The 17,267-nt window shown below is 73.5% G+C and carries 13 protein-coding genes; 6 read left to right on the forward strand and 7 right to left on the reverse strand.

Annotated features, from left to right (window positions below; genetic code table 11):
• Window positions 1-294: 294 nt before the first annotated feature.
• Complete coding sequence (locus ACSMTC_RS23895; RefSeq protein WP_436561760.1) at window positions 295-687, forward strand: SCO5389 family protein; 393 nt, start codon at window positions 295-297, stop codon at window positions 685-687.
• Window positions 688-863: 176 nt separating this feature from the next.
• Here ACSMTC_RS23895 and ACSMTC_RS23900 read toward each other — a convergent pair whose 3' ends face one another.
• Window positions 864-2,012, reverse strand: a complete 1,149-nt coding sequence (locus ACSMTC_RS23900; protein WP_436564792.1) for an LLM class flavin-dependent oxidoreductase — start codon at window positions 2,010-2,012, stop codon at window positions 864-866.
• 365 nt (window positions 2,013-2,377) lie between these two features.
• On the opposite strand from ACSMTC_RS23900, the gene ACSMTC_RS23905 reads away from it, so the two are divergent.
• Window positions 2,378-2,710 carry an ATP/GTP-binding protein gene (locus tag ACSMTC_RS23905; RefSeq protein ID WP_436561761.1) on the forward strand — a complete coding sequence of 111 codons (333 nt, stop codon included), beginning with the start codon at window positions 2,378-2,380 and terminating at the stop codon, window positions 2,708-2,710.
• Window positions 2,711-2,797: 87 nt separating this feature from the next.
• On the forward strand, window positions 2,798-3,592 hold the full coding sequence (locus ACSMTC_RS23910) for an alpha/beta fold hydrolase (protein ID WP_436561762.1): 795 nt from the start codon (window positions 2,798-2,800) through the stop codon (window positions 3,590-3,592).
• Between the two features lie 186 nt (window positions 3,593-3,778).
• Here ACSMTC_RS23910 and ACSMTC_RS23915 read toward each other — a convergent pair whose 3' ends face one another.
• From ACSMTC_RS23915 to mce, 3 genes are all read right to left on the reverse strand, one after another.
• Complete coding sequence (locus tag ACSMTC_RS23915; protein ID WP_436561763.1) at window positions 3,779-4,708, reverse strand: coiled-coil domain-containing protein; 930 nt, start codon at window positions 4,706-4,708, stop codon at window positions 3,779-3,781.
• Window positions 4,709-4,817: 109 nt separating this feature from the next.
• On the reverse strand, window positions 4,818-9,779 hold the full coding sequence (locus ACSMTC_RS23920) for a hypothetical protein (RefSeq protein ID WP_436564793.1): 4,962 nt from the start codon (window positions 9,777-9,779) through the stop codon (window positions 4,818-4,820).
• Between the two features lie 394 nt (window positions 9,780-10,173).
• The gene (mce, locus tag ACSMTC_RS23925; protein WP_436561764.1) at window positions 10,174-10,617 is read right to left on the reverse strand and encodes a methylmalonyl-CoA epimerase; all 444 of its coding nucleotides are present in this window, start codon (window positions 10,615-10,617) and stop codon (window positions 10,174-10,176) included.
• Between the two features lie 304 nt (window positions 10,618-10,921).
• Here mce and ACSMTC_RS23930 point away from each other — a divergent pair, with 304 nt between their 5' ends.
• A complete protein-coding gene (locus ACSMTC_RS23930) occupies window positions 10,922-12,109 on the forward strand; it encodes an acetyl-CoA C-acetyltransferase (protein WP_436561765.1) in 1,188 nt (395 codons plus the stop codon).
• A gap of 132 nt (window positions 12,110-12,241) precedes the next feature.
• The gene (gene meaB / locus ACSMTC_RS23935) at window positions 12,242-13,198 is read left to right on the forward strand and encodes a methylmalonyl Co-A mutase-associated GTPase MeaB (protein WP_436561766.1); all 957 of its coding nucleotides are present in this window, start codon (window positions 12,242-12,244) and stop codon (window positions 13,196-13,198) included.
• A gap of 59 nt (window positions 13,199-13,257) precedes the next feature.
• On the opposite strand, the gene ACSMTC_RS23940 is transcribed toward meaB, so the two are convergent.
• Together ACSMTC_RS23940 and ACSMTC_RS23945 are read right to left on the reverse strand one after the other, a co-directional pair.
• A complete protein-coding gene (locus tag ACSMTC_RS23940; RefSeq protein ID WP_436561767.1) occupies window positions 13,258-13,776 on the reverse strand; it encodes a MarR family winged helix-turn-helix transcriptional regulator in 519 nt (172 codons plus the stop codon).
• A gap of 152 nt (window positions 13,777-13,928) precedes the next feature.
• On the reverse strand, window positions 13,929-14,705 hold the full coding sequence (locus ACSMTC_RS23945; protein ID WP_436561768.1) for a DUF2127 domain-containing protein: 777 nt from the start codon (window positions 14,703-14,705) through the stop codon (window positions 13,929-13,931).
• A 283-nt stretch (window positions 14,706-14,988) separates the two neighbouring features.
• Here ACSMTC_RS23945 and ACSMTC_RS23950 point away from each other — a divergent pair, with 283 nt between their 5' ends.
• Window positions 14,989-15,303 (forward strand): DUF3817 domain-containing protein, encoded by a 315-nt coding sequence (locus tag ACSMTC_RS23950; protein ID WP_436561769.1) that lies wholly within the window; start codon window positions 14,989-14,991, stop codon window positions 15,301-15,303.
• A gap of 85 nt (window positions 15,304-15,388) precedes the next feature.
• Here ACSMTC_RS23950 and ACSMTC_RS23955 read toward each other — a convergent pair whose 3' ends face one another.
• Complete coding sequence (locus ACSMTC_RS23955; protein WP_436561770.1) at window positions 15,389-17,032, reverse strand: M4 family metallopeptidase; 1,644 nt, start codon at window positions 17,030-17,032, stop codon at window positions 15,389-15,391.
• Between the last annotated feature and the right edge of the window lie 235 nt (window positions 17,033-17,267).

The raw sequence follows: 17,267 nt of genomic DNA on the forward strand, positions 1-17,267 counted from the left end.
GCCCGTCGGAGCGTGGCGCGGCCGTCGCAGGACCGGCCGCGTGCCGGTGCCCGCGACGGTTCCCGCATCGCTCGAGCGTCATACGAGCGTCACAGCCCCAAGCGTCACAGCAGCGTCACACAGCAGCAGTGTCATTCATGCGTCAGCCCGTCCGGGCACCCTCCGGGCGGGTCCTGAGCCACCGTGCGCGCCCGTGCGCCACCGGGCACCAGCCGAGCACCACACGGCACCATGCGCACCAACCGCACGACCACCGCGGCGGCCGCGCCGTGGTGGACCGCGAGAGGAGAACCCATGTCGCTCGACGTCTCACCGGCCCTGCTGGAGAAGGCCGAGAGAGGAGAGGTCGACGAGCGGGAGTTCGTGGACTGTGTCCGCGTCTCCCTGCCGTACGCCTGGGAGCTGATCAGCTCGCTGGTCGCCCAGGTCCAGGTCGACGGCACCGACTTCGCCGACAACCAGGTACCGCCGCCCAGTGAACAGGAGCGGGGCCAGCTGCTGCGGGCGATGGCCAGTGATGCGATCCGGGGGTCTCTGGAGCGCCACTTCGGCGTCAGGCTGGCGTTCCAGAACTGCCACCGGGTCGCGGTCTTCACCTCGTCCGAGGCGAACGAGGAGCGCTACCGGCGTTTCACCTCGATCCGGGCCCAGCTGCTCAACCAGTCGCCGGAACTGCGGGACTGCTGAACGGCGGTGCCGGGGGCGCGGGGAGCCGTGCGGCGGACCGGCCGCGCGGGCGCGGGGCCGACCGCGTGGTTCCCGCGCCCCCGGGTGGTGTGCGGACGATCGAGTCCAACCCGTCGAGCGGGTAGGGGACTTACGGGGTGGCCGGGTCAACTCGGCCGTGCCACCGGGCGGTCGGGTCAGCTCAGCTGCGGCAGTACCTCGGCGCCGAGGCGGGTGATGTTGCGCAGGGTCGCCGCGCGCTCGCCCGAGCCCTCGGCGAGCAGTGCGAACCGCCTGAGACCGGTGCTCTCGGCCGTGGCCAGCAGCCGGTCCGCGCAGTGCTTCGGCGTGCCCACCGCGTGCAGGTCGCAGAGCAGTTCGGTGTACGCGTGCGGGTCGCGCATCCGCCGCTCGCGCCCGTCCACCGTGCGGTGCGCGCCGAGCCCGTACTCGAACCAGCCGGGCATCGTCCGCAGCAGGCCGGCGCGGGCCGTCGAGGTGCGGTCCTCGATCTGCACCACACCGACCGCGACATGCTCCCGCTCGACCCTGGCGAGCTGCTCCTCGCCGCGCCCGCAGGCCCGCCAGGCCGTCCGGTAGGCGGCCAGCATCTCCCGCTTCTCCTCGTCGCCCGAGTGCATGCCGAGCAGCATCGGCAGGCCGCGCTCGGCGGCGGTCCGGACGCCGGCGGGGGAGGTGCAGGCGGCGATCACCGGCGGTCCGCTCTGCTGGGGGCCACCGCCCGCGTCGTCCCGGCGCTGGCGGGGGAAGCGCAGCAGCGCGCCGGTCCCCGGGTCCATGCCGAGCCAGTCGGCGAGGTCGGGCACCCGGGCCGTACCCGCGCCCAGGGGCTGTTCGGACGCCCGGGGCACCACGGCCACCTCGGGGAAGTCGAACTGCGGCCCGTCCGCGCCCACCCGGGCACCGCGCAGCCAGCGCAGCAGCAGGTCGAGCCGCTCGGGGAAACCGTGCTCGTACGCGGCCAGTCCGGTGCCGAAGACGTCCAGGTCGATCCACGGCCCGCCGCGGCCGACACCCAGGGTGAACCGGCCGCCCGAGACCAGGTGCAGCATGGCGGCCTGCTCGCCGAGGGCCACCGGATGCACGGTGGAGAGCACGCTGACCGCCGTCCCGACGCGGATCCGGCGGGTCCGGCCGAGCAGCAGCGCCGCCAGCGTGGCGGCGTTGGGGCAGACCCCGTACGGCACGAAGTGGTGCTCCGCCAGCCAGACGCTGTCCAGGCCGGCCCGCTCGGCGGCCACCGCCGTCTGCACGGTGCGTTCCAGTGCCTCGGCATGGCTCTGGCCCGGGAACTGGGCCGAGAGCTGGAAGGTGCCGACCCGGATCGCGTCGGTGGCCGCCGGGTGCCCGTCCGAGGCTTCGGCAAGCGGACTGCGAACCGCCGCTCCGGCCTGAGGAAGGGTGTCGGTCGGCGGGGGGCTGGTCTTGGTCATCGGGTTCCTCCTGGGGTGCCGCAGGGTCTGCGAGCCCCGCCTGTCCCCTTGTGAGTAGCCGATGTCATGTGCCAACGGCACGCAGGTACCCGAATTTCGGCGGGGAACGGGTGGATCTCGGAGGAATCTCCGGACTGTCCCTCCCTGCCGTGATAGTGGCGTGAAGGACGGAATTCGAGGGCGGTGCGTAGTCGTACCCTGGAAGACCGTGGAACGCCCCCGAGCTCCCCGAGTCCCGCCGCCGAGAGGTAGTTGACGTGTCGCCTCGCCGTAACCGGATCCCCAGCAGCAGGCGCGGGAGCGCCGCCGAGGACCTGCCGCCCTCCACCCCGTTCGGCGGTTCGCTGCGGCGGACCGAGAGTTTCGGGGGCGAGGAGTGGGTGGTGCAGACGGTCGCCGGGGTGGCGGGGCGCCACTACCGGTGCCCGGGCTGCGACCAGGAGATCCCGCCGGGTGTCGGACACGTCGTCGCCTGGCCGGGCCACGGCGCCGGGGTGGACGACCGCCGGCACTGGCACCGGGCCTGCTGGAGCGCCCGCGAGCGGCGGACCGCCAACCTCCAGCGCGGGCGGGGGGCCCCGCGGTACTGAGACCGACCGGCGGCCTGGCGGTCTGAATCGGCCGGTCCGAGGGTGCGTTGGTCGCAGGCACTCGGCGCGCCGCTCTACCGTGGCTGTATGACGTACCCCAGCACCCCGGCGTTCCGCGAGAACGGCACCGGTACCCCGCTCGTCCTGCTCCACGCCTTTCCGCTCTCGGCCCGGATGTGGGAGGCCCAACTGGAGCTGCTGCCCGGTCTGAGCGGGGATGCGGCCAGGGTGCTGACGATGGACCAACGGGGTTTCGGCGCAGCCGAGTTGGGCGAGGAGGAGCCTTCGCTCGACCTGATCGCGGATGATGTCGCCCGGCTGCTGGACGCCGCCGGGATCGACCGGGCGGTGGTCGGCGGCCTGTCCATGGGCGGTTACGTCGCGATGGCCTTCGCCCGGCGCCACGGCGACCGCCTGTCCGGCCTGCTGCTCGCCGACACCAGGGCCACCGTCGACTCCGGGCAGGTCCGCGCGAACCGGGAGCGGATCGCCCGGACCGTGCTGGCCCGCGACAGTGTGCGCCTGCTCGCCGAGGAGAAGATCGAGGAGGGGCTGCTCGGACCCGGGACCGACCCCGAACTCGTCGCCAGGGTACGGAAGATGATCGCCGAGTCGGCGCCGCGAGCGGTGGCCTGGGCACAGCGCGCGATGGCCGCGCGGGGCGACTCCCTCGACACCCTCGCCTCGGTCACCGTGCCGTCGGCCGTCATCGTCGGCGAGTTCGACGCCCTCGCTCCGCTCGACGAGGCACGGCTGATGGCCGACGTACTCCCGGACGCCCACCTCACCGTCATCCCGAGCGTCGGCCACCTCAGCTCGCTGGAGGCGCCGGAGACCTTCAACGCGGCGGTCCGGGGGCTGCTCCGCCGCGTGGGCCGCTGACGCCCGCGGGGACGGCCCACGGGCCGGGTCTTCCGGGGCGACCGGGTACGTCCTCGGGGCGCGGGGCGCCGTCCGCCGGCGCCGTGCCCCCGGCGTGGACGGTGCGGCCCGTCCCGTGCCTCTGAAGGGCTTCCGGTACGGCGAAGCGGCCCCGGCCGGTCGGTCGGGGCCGCTTGCGGGCCGAGGTCAGCGGGACTGCTGGGCCGGAACGCCGAGGGCGTCGTCGTTCGGGACGCCGGCGGCGGCGACGGCGGCACCGGTCAGGGTGGCGAGCATCTCGCGGACGTTGGTGAGCTGGGCGTTGATGGAGTCGCGGCGGTTGGTCAGCGCCGCCAGCTCGCGCTCGGATTCGCTGCGGATCCGGTCGGCCTTGGCGTTGGCGTCGGCCACGATGTCCTCGGACTGGCGCTGGGCCGTCTCGACGGTCTGGCGGGCCCGGCGCTCGGCGTCGGTACGGAGCTTCTCGGCCTCCAGGCGGAGCTGCTCGGCGCGGTGCTCGATCTCGGCGAGCCGCTTCTCGGCCTTGGCCTGGCGGGCGGCGAGGTCGCGCTCGGACTGCTCGCGGCGCTTGGCCAGGTTGGTCTCGAACTCCAGCGCGGCCTGGGCGGCCTTGGTGCGGGTCTCCTCGAAGAGGGCGTCCGCCTCCTCGCGCTTGTTCTGGGCGTCCTTGTTGGCCTCGGCGCGCAGCTGGGCCGAGTCTCCCTTGGCCTTGTCGACGATCCGCAGGCCCTCGTCCTCGGCCTTGGCCTTGCGGTCCTTGGCGTAGTTCTCCGCCTCGGCACGGACCTGCTGGGCGGCGGCCTCGGCCAGCTCGCGGTGCTGCTCGGCGGCGCGGTGCGCCTCCTCACGCAGGTCCTTGGCCTCCTCCTCGGCGAGCCGGAGGATCTTCTCCACCCGGGCACCGAGACCGGCGTACGAGGGCTCGGCCTCGGTCACCGCGGCCTGGGCGGTCTGGGTCTCCAGGTGAAGCTCCTCGATCCGCTTCTCGAGGGCGTTGATCCGGGCCAATGCACTGTCACGGTCGGCCACCAGCTTGGTGATCCGCTCGTCGACCTGGGCACGCTCGTACCCACGACGCACCAGGTCGAAGCCGTGAGGGGAGTGACTGTCGCTCATGGGACTTTGGACTTCCTGTCGTCGGACCGCTGAGGTGGTTTAGGGGGAATCCTGACACGTTACCGGAGTGTCATCGGCGGAATGCCGATGCTTCGCGGACAATGTCCGCTCAATCGGGTGGTGCGTTCCCGGAGCGATTGCCACCCGATCGGGGAGCGCCCACTCCGGCCCTGGTCTTCGAGCCGCCGTCGCGGCCGCCCGACCCGGACTTCTTGCCGTTCGATCCCCCGTTGGCCTTCTCCTGGGACACCGGTGCCGGCGCCTCGAACGCCTCCAGGGCCGACAGCACGTCCTGCACCCTGGAGATCTCGGTGTTGATGTCCTTGCGGCGGCGGACCAGTTCCTCCAACTCCCGCCGACCCTGGTCGGTTACGCGCTGGGCCTCGGCCTTGGCCTCGGCGAGCAGCCGCTCGGCCTCCTCCTTGGCCAGGCGCAGCTGTTCGTCCGCGGTCTCGTCCGCGCGGCGCAGCCGCTTCTCGGCCTCGTCGGCCGCCTTCTCGATCTGCTCCTCGGCCTCCTCCTGGGCCGCCTTGAGCCCGGCCTCCGCCTCGGTGCGCAGCTGCTCGGCCTTGGCGGTGGAGTCGGCGAGCTTCTGCTCCGCGCCCTTGAGCAGGCCCTCGGCCTTGCGCACGGCGGAGATCCGGACCTTGCTGGCCTCGGCCGACGCCTCCGAGGTGAGCTCGGACGCCCGGTCCTGAGCCGCCGTGACCAGGGTGGCCGCGCGCTCCTCGGCCTCGGCCATGGTGGCGATGGCCTGCTCCTCGGCCTCGGTCAGCTGCTCCTGAGCCGCCGTCACCAGGGCGTCCACCCGCTCGCCGGCCGACTTCATGGCCTGCGCGTTCTCCTTGCGGGCCCGCTCGTGCAGCGCCTCGATCTCGGCGTCGGTCCGCTCGCGCAGCTCCTCCGCGCGCTCGCGGATCGCGGTCGAGTCCCGGCGGGCCTCGGAGAGCAGCGCGTCGGCGTCCGAGCGGGCCCGCTCCACCTCGGCCTGCCCGGCCGCCTCGCCGGCCGCGACCAGCCGTTCGGCCTCCTTGCGGGCGGCGGCGACCATCGCGTCCGCCTGCTCCTCGGCGGCGGCGGTGGTGGCCAGGGCGGCCGTCTGGGCGTCCTCGGCGAGTGCCTCGGCGTCCGCGAACGCCTTCTCCAGCACCGACTTGGCCTGCTCGCGGGTGGTCCGGTCGTAGCTCTCGGCGGCCTCGCGGGTCTCCGCGTCGTACGCGTCCGCCCGGCTCCGGGTCGCCGCCTCGTACTCCTCGGCGAGGGTGCGGGTGGCGAGGGCGTACTCCTCGGCCTCGGTGCGCAGCGCGGCGGTGAACTCCTCGGTCTCCGCCAGGGCGGCCGCCGCCCGCTCCTCCGCCTCGGCGACGGTCCGGCGGCCCTGGGCCTCGGCCTCGGCCCGGTGCTGCTCGGACCAGTCGTGGGCGCTCTGCCGCTCGGCCTCCGCCTCGGCGCGCAGCTGCTCCTCGTACGCCTGCGCCTCGGCCCGCTGCTGCGAGATCTCCGCGGCCGCGACCTCCCGGAGGTCGGCCAGCTCGGCGGCGGTCCGGTCCCGGAGTTCGGCGGTCTCGGCGGCGGCCTGCTCGCGCTGCTCGGCGGTGTCGCGGTCGGCGGTGGCGCGGAGTTCGCGGTCGTACGCCTCGGCGAGTTCGCGCTGCTCGGCGGTGTCGCGGTCGGCGGTGGCGCGGAGTTCGCGGTCGTACGCCTCGGCCTGTTCGCGCTGCTCGGCGATCTCCTGCTCGGCGGTGGCGCGGAGTTCGGCGGTCTCGGCGGCGGCCTGCTCGCGCTGTTCGGTGGTGTCGCGGTCGGCGGTGGCGCGCAGTTCGCGGTCGTAGGCCTCGGCGAGTTCGCGCTGCTCGGTGGTCTCCTGCTCGGCGGTGGCGCGGAGTTCGGCGACCTCCTGCTCGGCGGCGGCCCGGAGCCCGGCGATCTGCTGGGAGGCGGACTCGTGCAGCCCGGCGACGGACTGGCGGATCTCGGCGGCCTCGTCCTCGGCGGCACCGACCAGTTCGGCGGCCCGGCGCTCGGCTTCGGCGGTGACCCGCTCGGCCTCGGCCGCGGCGTCGGCGGCCGTCTCCTCGGCCTCGGCGGCGGCGAGCTCGCGCTGCTCGGTGGTCTCCCGTTCGGCGGTGGCGCGGAGTTCGGCGACCTCGGCGGCGGCCTGCTCGCGCTGCTCGGCGGTCTCGCGTTCGGCGGTGGCGCGCAGTTCGCGGTCGTACGCCTCGGCGAGCTCGCGCTGCTCGGCGGTCTCCTGCTCGGCGGTGGCGCGGAGTTCGGTGACCTCCTGCTCGGCGGCGGCCCGGAGCCCGGCGATCTCGGAGTCGGCCTGCTCGCGCAGTTCCCCGGCCTCGCGGCCGAGTTCGGCGGCGTGCTGCCGGGCGCGGGCCAGCTCCTCGGCGCCCTCGGCGCGCAGCGCCTCGGCGGCCTCGGTGGCCTCGGCACGTACGGCCTCGGCGGCGCTCGCCGCCTCCTCGCGGAGGGTCCGCGCGGAGCCCTCGGCCTCGGCCAGCCGCTCGGCGGCCTCGGTGCGGGCGTCGGACAGGGTCTGCTCGGCCGCGGCCCGCAGCTCCGCCGCGGCCTGCTCGGTGGACTCCCGCAGGGCGGTGGTCTCCGCGGCCGTACGCTCCGTCAGTTCGGCGGCCTGGGCCTCGGCACTCTCCCGCGCGGCACGGGCGGCGGCGAGCTGTTCGGCGGTCTCCTCGCGCTCGCGCTGCAGCCCGGCGGCGGCCTCCTCGTACTCCTGGTGGCTCTTCTCGCGCAGGGCGGCCGCGGCGGCCTCGGCCTCGGCGCGTTCCCGGCGGGCCAGCTCCTCGGCCTCGGTGCGGTGGGCCCGGACCCAGTTCTCGGCCTCGGAGCGCTGGGCGTGGGCCCAGTCCTCGGCCTCGGCGCGCATGGCCTCGGCGGCGTGCGCGGCCTCGGCCCGGACGGCCTTCGCGGCGCGGGCGCTGTCGGCCCGCAGTTCGGTGGCGGTGCGTTCGGCCTCGACCCGGACCGTCTCGGCGTGGTGCGCCGCGTCGGTGCGCAGCGCCTCCGCGGCGGAGACGGCCTCGGTACGGAGCTTCTCGGACGCGCTGGTGGCCTCGGCGCGGACCCGCTGGTCGTACTCGGCGGCCTCGCGGCGCAGCTCCGAGGTCTCCCGTTCGGCGGCGGCGCGGTTCTCGGCGGCGGCGGCCTTCGCGGCGGCCACGGCCTCCTGGTGGTGCTGCTCGGCGGCGGCGGCCACCTTGGCGGCCTCGGTACGGGCCCGGGCGAGGGTCTGCTCGGCGCGGCCCTGCATCTCGGCGGCCTGGGCCTTGGCCTGCTCGCGGATCTTCTCGACCTCGCCGGCGGCCCCGCCGCGCAGCTCGTCGGCGTCGGACTTGGCCTTGGTGAGGAGGTCCTCGGCCTGCTTGGCGGACTCCTCGATCTGCACCACGGCCTGGCGGCGGGCACCGCCCAGGACCCGCTCGGCCTCGGCGGCGGCCTGGGCGCGCAGCTCCTCGGCCTCGGCCCGGAGCCGGGCGGCCTCGTCGTGCATCCGCTCCATCTCGCGGCGGATGCCGGCGGCGTCGTCCAGGGCCGCGTTCTGGGCCTGCTCGACGGCGGCCTGGGCCTGCTCGCGGAGCAGCTCGACCTCGGCGGCGGCCTCGGTGCGGATCCGCTCGGCCTCGGCGGCGGCCTGCTCGACGGTGGTCCTGGCGTCCGAGGAGGCGCTGGAGAGCATCTCCTCGGCCTGCTTGGCGGCCTTGGCCAGCTGGCTGGTGGCGTCCTTGGCGGCCTCGGCGCGGCCCTGTTCCACCGCCTCGGCGCGCAGCGCCTCGGCGGCGGCCTCGGCCTGTGCCCGCAGGTCGGCGAGCTCGCGTTCGGCCTCGGCGCGCAGTTCGGCGATGGCAGCCTCGGCCTCGGCCCGCAGCTGGGAGGCGACGGATTCGGCGGCGCCGCGCAGCCGCTCGCTCTCCTCGGCGGCGGCGGCCTTGGCGGCCTCGGCCTGGGCGGTGGCGTTGGCCGCCTCGGCCTTGATCAGCTCGGCCTCGCGGCTGGCCGCGGCCACCATGCGGGCGACCTCGGCCTTGGCGCTCTGCGTGCGCTGCTCGTTGGCGGCGTCGCCGTCGGCCACCTTCTGCTCGGCGACGGCGACGGCCTCCGCGTGCAGGCGCTTCGCGGCGGCCTCGGCGTGGGACTGCAGCTCGGCGGCCTCCTTGCGGGCCCGCTCGGCCTCGGCCAGCGCGTCGGCGCGCAGCCGCTCTATCTCCGCCTGGGCCTGGGTGAGGGCGGCCCCGGCGCGCTCCTGGTCGACGGCGGCCCGCCGCTTGAGCTCGTCGATCTCGGCGTGCGCGGTGGCCAGCTGCTGGCCGGCCTCGTTGGCGGCGCTGTCGCGCAGCTCCTCGGCCTGGGCGCTGGCCTGCTGGGCCTGCTCGGTGGCGGCGCGCAGCAGGCGCTCGGCGTCGTTCTGGGCGCGCAGCAGCGCGGCCTCGGCGGCGGCCTTGGCCTCGCCGCGGGCGGCGTCCACGTCGGCGGCGGTGCGGGCGCGGGCCTGGTCGGCGAGGGCGGCGGCCTCGGCGCGGGCGGCGGCGACCATCCGGTCGGCCTCGGCGCGGGCCTCCTGGAGCAGGCGCTGGGCCTCCTGCTCGGTGCCGGCCCGGGTCTGCTCGGCCCAGCTGACGTTCTCGCTGACGTGCCGTTCGGCGCTGCGGCGGAGCTCGGCGAGTTCGTCGTCGAGCTGGCGGCGGCGGGCGGCGAGCTCGGCCTCCAGCCGGGCGGTGCGCTCGGCGGCCTCGGCCATCATGCGCTGGGTGGCCGCCTGCGACTCGCGCAGCTGGCGCTCGGCGTCGGCGCGCAGCTGCTGGGCCTGCATCTCCGCGTTGCGCAGGACCTGCTCGGCCTGGCCGCTGACGGCGTCGAAGGCACGCGGCTGGGCGAGCTGCCGACGGCACTCGTGCAGCTTGGCCCGGAGCACCTCCACCTGGTAGGCGAGGTCCTCGGCATGCTCGACGGACCTGTCCCGCTCCTTGCGAGTCCGCTCCATCTCGGCCTCGAACTGGGAGAGGTGATCGTCACCCTCGTAGCGGTCGTTGCCCCGCACTCCGCGGTCCATCCGTCCCCTGGTCGCGTCCTCGACCGGGCCCGTCCCGCCCCGGCTGGTGCTGGGGCCGGACCGACTGGTCCTTGCTGCCGCGGCGGGTGCCGCGGTCGGAGTCATCGGCAGGTGGGTACGCGGATCTCCGCGCTCCTCCGTCCGGGTGGACTCCTGAGCGAACTCTTGCCTAGTGGAGAATGGTGACAGATCCGGACTGCGACTGTTCAGCCCGTGCCCGCGTAGTGGACTCCCCGGCAACAGGACCAGCCGTCAACTGCCGGCTTCTCCCGCCCTTGGCCGTGCTCTTCGGGACCGGTCCTCCCCGGAGCCTCAGTGCACCTGGGCATTGTAGTGTGCGCGGCTCCGGGGGGAACGGGTGCAGGGGTGCTTTCGAAGGTTACTGACGAGTCGTTCAGTGTCCGGTGTGCTCCGTGGGGCGTGCCGAGGTGACCAGCTCGGTCAGTACGCCGTGGCAGTCCTTGGGGTGCAGGAAGGTGATCCGGGAGTCCATCGAGCCCCGGCGCGGCTCCTGGTACAGCACCCGGACGCCCTTGTCCCTGATCGCGGCCGCGTCGCCGTCCACGTCGGCGGTGCCGAAGGCGATGTGGTGCACCCCCTCGCCGTTCTTGGCCAGCCACTTGGCGACCGTGGAGTCCTCCCGGATGGGCTCCAGCAGCTGGAGGTAGGAGGCGCCGCCGTCGTCGGTCTCGTTGATCTTGAGCATGGCCTCGCGCACCCCCTGCTCCTCGTTGACCTCGCTGTGGAACACCTCGAAGCCGTAGGTGGCACGGTAGAACTCGACGGTCTTGTCCAGGTCGAAGCAGGCGATGCCGATGTGGTCGATACGGGTCAGCACGGCGGGGGCCTCCAAGGCGGTCGCGGTCGGGTGGGCACCAGTGCAGCGCATCGGGGTTCGGCGGCGCCAGAGCCCACCGTGCGAGTCTGCTCACACCGTGCCGTGCCTCCCACGCGCGTGGCCGAAACTTCACCCCGGCGCGTGCTGACACGGTGTTGACTGGGTAGTGCCAGTGCTGCTGATCACACCTTCGCTGCGGTGACGCCTGGGTTACGGGTCAGTACATTGAGCGGCATCCCCACACGCCCCCAGCCTCCGGCCGGGGGGACCCCACCTGGCCTTGACGCGCGAAGGGGCTCGTCTCATGACTACTTCAGTGATCGTCGCCGGTGCCCGAACCCCCATGGGCCGCCTGCTCGGCTCGCTCAAGGGCTTCTCCGGTGCGGATCTCGGCGGCTTCGCCATCAAGGCGGCCGTGGAGCGGGCCGGCATCTCCGCCGAGCAGGTCCAGTACGTGATCATGGGTCAGGTGCTGCAGGCGGGCGCGGGCCAGATCCCGGCCCGGCAGGCGGCGGTCAAGGCCGGCATCCCGATGAACGTGCCGGCCCTGACGATCAACAAGGTCTGCCTGTCCGGCCTGGACGCCATCGCGCTGGCCGACCAGCTGATCCGCGCGGGCGAGTTCGACATCGTGGTGGCCGGCGGCCAGGAGTCCATGACCAACGCCCCGCACCTGCTGCCGAAGTCCCGCGAGGGCTACAAGTACGGCTCGATCGGGATGCTCGACGCGATGGCCCACGACGGCCTCACCGACGCGTACGAGAACATCCCGATGGGCGAGTCGACCGAGAAGCACAACACCCGGCTGGGGATCGGCCGCGAGGTCCAGGACAGGATCGCCGCGCTCTCCCACCAGCGGGCCGCCGCCGCGCAGAAGAACGGCGTCTTCGAGGCCGAGATCGTCCCGGTCGGGATCCCGCAGCGCAAGGGCGAGCCGGTCCTCTTCAAGGAGGACGAGGGCATCCGCGCCGACACCACGGTGGAGGGCCTGGCCAAGCTGCGCCCCGCCTTCACCAAGGACGGCACCATCACCGCCGGCACCTCCTCGCAGATCTCCGACGGCGCCGCCGCGGTGGTCGTGATGAGCAAGGCCAAGGCCGAGGAGCTCGGCCTGACCTGGCTGGCCGAGATCGGCGCGCACGGCAACGTGGCCGGCCCGGACAACTCGCTGCAGTCGCAGCCGTCCAACGCCATCCGGCACGCGGTGGCCAAGGAGGGCATCGCGGTCGAGGACCTCGATCTGATCGAGATCAACGAGGCGTTCGCGGCCGTCGCCCACCAGTCGATGAAGGACCTCGGCGTCACCGAGGAGAAGGTCAACGTCAACGGCGGCGCGATCGCCCTCGGCCACCCGATCGGAATGTCCGGCGCCCGGATCGTGCTGCACCTGGCACTCGAACTGCAGCGCCGCGGCGGCGGCACGGGCGCGGCGGCGCTCTGCGGCGGTGGCGGCCAGGGTGACGCCCTGATCGTGCGGGTCCCGCGGGCCTGACCGGTCGGCGTAGCGTCTGACATGGCGTCGGGGCTGTCGGCCGCCACCAGCGGCCGGCGGCCCCTCCCGTCCGCACGGCGGCCGCCCGGGGCGGCGCCGCGGTCGGGGTCTGAAGCGAGGAGCGGACTGAAGATGGTCGATGTGCCGACGCTGGTCGAGCAGGCCCGGCAGGGCCGGCCGCGCGCCGTCGCCCGGCTGATCACGCTGGTGGAGAACGCCGCTCCCCAGCTGCGCGAGGCGATGGCCGCGCTCGCCCCGTACACCGGGCAGGCCTACACGGTCGGGCTGACCGGCTCGCCCGGGGTGGGCAAGTCCACCTCCACCTCCGCGCTGGTCTCCGCCTACCGGCGGCTCGGCAAGCGGGTCGGGGTGCTCGCCGTCGACCCCTCCTCGCCGTTCTCCGGCGGGGCGCTGCTCGGTGACCGGGTGCGGATGCAGGAGCACGCCACCGACCCCGAGGTGTTCATCCGCTCGATGGCCACCCGGGGCCACCTCGGCGGGCTCTCCTGGGCCGCGCCGCAGGCCCTGCGGGTGCTGGACGGAGCCGGGTGCGAGGTCATCCTGGTGGAGACCGTCGGCGTCGGGCAGTCCGAGGTGGAGATCGCCGCGCAGGCGGACACCTCGGTGGTGCTGCTGGCCCCCGGTATGGGTGACGGGATCCAGGCGGCCAAGGCCGGAATCCTGGAGATCGGCGACGTCTTCGTGGTCAACAAGGCCGACCGGGACGGGGCGGACGCCACCGCCCGCGAGCTCAACCACATGCTCGGCCTCGGCGAGGCGCGCGAACCGGGGGACTGGCGGCCGCCGATCGTCAAGACCGTCGCGGCACGCGGCGAGGGCATGGACGAGGTCGTCGAGGCGCTGGAGAAGCACCGGGCCTGGCTGGCCGAGACCGGCGAACTGGCGCTCCGGCGGCGGCGCCGGGCCGCGGACGAGATCGAGGCCATCGCACTCGCCGCCCTCCGGGCCAGGATCGGCGACCTGCGCGGTGACCGGCACCTGGGGGCCCTCGCGGAGCGGGTGGCGGCCGGGGAGCTCGACCCGTACGGCGCGGCGGACCAGCTCATCGCGGACCTGACCGGCGCGTAGGCGGCCCAAGGGGGGCGCGGGTGCGCCGGGGCACTGCCCGGCCCCGCGCCCTCAGGTGTCTACGCGCGCCCGCGCAGGGCGCGCAGGTGATCGGCGATCGGGGCGAGGGCGGCGTACATCGCGTCGATCTGCTCGGGGGTGAGCCGGTCGATGAAGTGGTGGCGCACGCTCCGCACGTGGTCGGGGGCGACCTTCTGCATCGTCTCCCAGCCCAGTTCGGTCAGGTGCGCGTAGAGGCCGCGGCGGTCGCCGGGGCAGTCCTGACGGAGCACCAGGCCGGCGTTCTCCATCCGGGTGATCTGGTGCGAGAGCCGGCTCTTGGACTGGAGGGTGGCGGTGGCCAGGTCGGTCATCCGCATCCGGCGCTCCGGGGACTCGGAGAGGACGACCAGGATCTCGTAGTCGTTGCTGGCCAGGTTGTGCGGCTGGAGTTCGCGGCCCAGCTGGTAGTCCAGCAGCCTGGCCACCTCCAGATGGGCACGCCAGAACTGCTGCTCCTTGGCCGAGAGCCAGGGAGTCTCCTCTTCCTCACGGGGCTGGGGCGAGGAGATCCCGGTGTCGGTGCTGTGCATGTCCATGGGACCAGCATAACCGAGGTTGTTAAATGTTGTACAAACTTATAAGCACCCCAAGGCGGACTGTGAGCCGGTGCCCGAAGCCCCCGGGGCACAACCGTGCCACCGGCCGAATGTAACCGGCGCGGTGGCACGGTGGCAGCCGCCGGCCGGTCCTAGACCGCCGCGTGCGCGACCCCCGCCGACTGCTCGACCTCGAGCAGCGAGGCGGAGTGCCGCTCGGCCTCGAAGGCCACCACGCCGCCGCGCAGGCCGAACAGCCGCTTGGAGAGCAGGATCCACACCACCGCGGCGATGTTCAGCAGCAGCGTGCAGATCTTGAACACCGTGACATGGTGCGACAGCTCGTAGCCCTCCAGCGGGAGGAACGCGGCGGTGGCCACCACGGTCAGGTACTCGGCCCAGCGGCGGCCCAGCCAGAGCCCGAACGCCTCGACGATCTCGATCAGCGCGTACGCCAGCAGCGCGCCCGCCACGGCCAGCAGGGTGCTGTGCTTGTAGTCGAAGGTCTTGCGGATGGTCTCCACGATGGGGGAGTTCTCAAGGTCCCAGTGGAAGTGGTCGGTGACCGGCTTGAAGACGGTCAGGTTCTGGTTGAAGAGGTCCTTGACCGCGTCCTGGCTGTTGGAGAACTTCCACACCGCCCAGGCGACCAGGATGATCAGCACCCCGCGCAGCAGCCGCTCGATCGCCAGGAAGCGGAGGATGAAGATGTCGCGCAGCGCCTTGCCGCGGGGCACCAGCGGTGCGTTCCCGGCCGGGCCCGAGCCGTGCGGGGCGCCCAGGGCGAAGTCGCCGCAGCGCAGGCAGCGCCAGGCGTCGCCGAGGGAGGTCTGCGCGTGCAGGCGCGTCCGCAGCTCCGGCTCGGTGGGTGCATAGGTGGTGTGGCCGCGCCGGGAGCAGGTCCGGCGGTTCCAGTCGATGGCGAACAACGGTGTTTCCCCCGCGGTCTCCGGCGACCTGACCGTCAGGTCGCGCGGCAGCAATATAGGACCTCCGGACGACTTCGGGACGCCGGGTCCGGCGGACGGTTCGCGCGGGGCGCGGGACGCGCGCCCGGTTCCGCTCGCCGCCGCCCCCTGAGGGCGCACCGGTGCCCCGGCCCCGGGGCCACCCCGGCCGGGGGTCCGGCGGCGGGTCGGTGATAATGGGCTGGCGGCTTGTGCGCCCGTTCACAAGCCCGCCCGCCGACCCCCGATCCATGAGGTATCCATCGTGAAGAGCAGCGCCGTCCACCGTCTGCGCCTTGTCTCCGGCCCCGAGGGCCTCTCCTTCCTCCTGCTGCTGGTCTGCTCGGTGCTGAAGCGGACCACCAGCTTCAACGCCGTGCCGGTGATGGGCATGATCCACGGCGTGCTCTTCATCCTGTACGTGGTCTTCCTGGCGCTCGCCGCGCAGCAGCAGCGCTGGCCGGCCAAGCGCAGCGCGCTGCTGTTCGTCCTCTCGGTGCTCCCGACCGGCGGGTTCTTCGCCGAGCGGATGCTGGCGAAGGAGGAGCGCGGCGAGACGGCCGTCCCCGCCACCGCCTGAGCTCCGTAACGCGCCGCAGCCGGGCCGTCCGCTCTCCTGACCGGAGAGAGCGGACGGCCCGGCTGCGGTTTCCGGCCGTGCGGCGTCAGCTGACGTTCACGGCGGACCAGGCCGCGGCGACCTGGCCGTACTCGGTGGAGGAGGCGCCGTACAGGTCGGCGGCGGCCTTCAGGGTCGCGGTGCGCGCGCCCTTGTAGTTGGTGGTCGAGGTCATGTAGACGGTCAGCGCGCGGTACCAGACCTGGAGGGCCTTGGCCCGGCCGATGCCGGCCACGCTCTGGCCGTTAGAGGTCGGCGAGTTGTAGCTGTAGCCGTTGATGCTCTTGGCCCCGCTGCCCTCGGCCAGCAGGTAGAAGAAGTGGTTGGCGACGCCGGACGAGTAGTGCACGTCCAGCTGGCCGAGCGAGGAGGACCAGTAGTCGGGCGAGGTGCCGTCCTTGGAGGGCTTGTCCATGTAGCGCAGCGGGGTGCCGTCGCTGTTGAAGTCGATCAGCTCGCCCAGCCAGTAGTTCGGCTTGTTGGCGGGCAGGTTGGCGTACCACTCGACGCCGGTGCCGAAGATGTCGGAGGTGGCCTCGTTCAGACCGCCGGACTCGCCGAAGTAGTTGAGGTTCGCCGTGGCGGAGGTGACGCCGTGGCTCATCTCGTGGCCGGCCACGTCGAGTTCGGTCAGCGGGTGGGTGTTGCTGACGCCGTCGCCGTAGGTCATGCAGAAGCAGCTGTCGTCCCAGAAGGCGTTGACGTAGTTCTTGCCGTAGTGGACGCGGCTGTAGGCGCCGACCCCGTCGTTGCGGATGCCGTTGCGGCCGAAGGTGGCCTTGTAGAAGTCCCAGGTGACGGCGGCGCCGTACTGGGCGTCCACGGCGGCCGACTGGGTGTTGGAGGCCAGGCCGCTGCCCCAGGTGTTGGTCGAGTTGCTGTAGAGGGTGCCGTTGCCCGAGGTGCGGCCGCTCAGGTTGGTGGTGTACTGGTTGCCGCGGGTGGCGTCCTTCAACTGGTACGCGCTGCCGGTGTAGTTGGTGGTCAGCGGTACGGTGCCGACGAAGACGCCCTTGCCGGTGCCGGTGGCGTTGGCGGTCTGGATCTCCTCGTGGGTGGAGAGCACCTCGCCGGTGGCGGCGTCGGTGACCAGCCGCTGGCGGCTCGGGGTGCCGTCGGCGCGCATGCCCTCGACGGTGGTCTGGTAGGCCAGGCGCGGGGTGCCGGTGGCGGCCCAGACGACCAGCTTGGCCCCGCTGCTGCGGTCGACCGAGCTGAGCGCGGCGTCGTCGGCGTCCTTGGCGCCGATGGTGGCCTTGACCGTGCCGGTCGCCGTGGCGGCGGCCTGGTCGGCGGAGAGCTTCGGCGTCAGGCTGGGCAGCGCCAGCTTGCCGCCCAGCGCGCGGTCCACGGACTTGACGGCGCCCTTGGCGTCCTGGTGCACGATCAGGTCGCCGCCGAGCACCGGCAGTCCGCCGAAGGTCCGCTCGTAGCGCAGGTGCTTGGTGCCGTCGGCGTCCACCACGGCGTCCCTGGCCACCAGCTTCTCCTGGCCGCCCAGGCCCAGCGCCTTGGCGGCGGCCGCGGCCTGGGAGTCGGCCTGGGCTATCAGCTCGGCGTGCTGCTGCCCGGCGAAGGCCCCGTTGGCCGGAGCGGGGCTGGCCTGCGCCGTCCCGATGCCGGCCTGGACCGCCCCGGTGAGGAACACCGAGGCGGAGAGAACGGCTCCGACTGTCAGCTTTCGCTTCACGTACGGTCCTTCCGGTTCTACCGCGTCTGCGCGGTCGCGCCGCGTTCCGGGGCACCAGGGGTGGTGCCTGCTGGGGCGGAACGGGCGCTTACGTACTGCTCCGTGCGGTTCAGGCGGCAGCGGCCGGAGAGGTGGGGCGGCCGGTGCCGGTACGGGGCTGGCCAGAAGCATGACAATCGGACCGCTGAAATGACAGGTCCTGGGCAATGATTGGCAAACTCCCGCCAACCTCAGG

The sequence above is a fragment of the Kitasatospora sp. HPM-01-4 genome (assembly GCF_051374625.1).
GTDB lineage: Bacteria > Actinomycetota > Actinomycetes > Streptomycetales > Streptomycetaceae > Kitasatospora.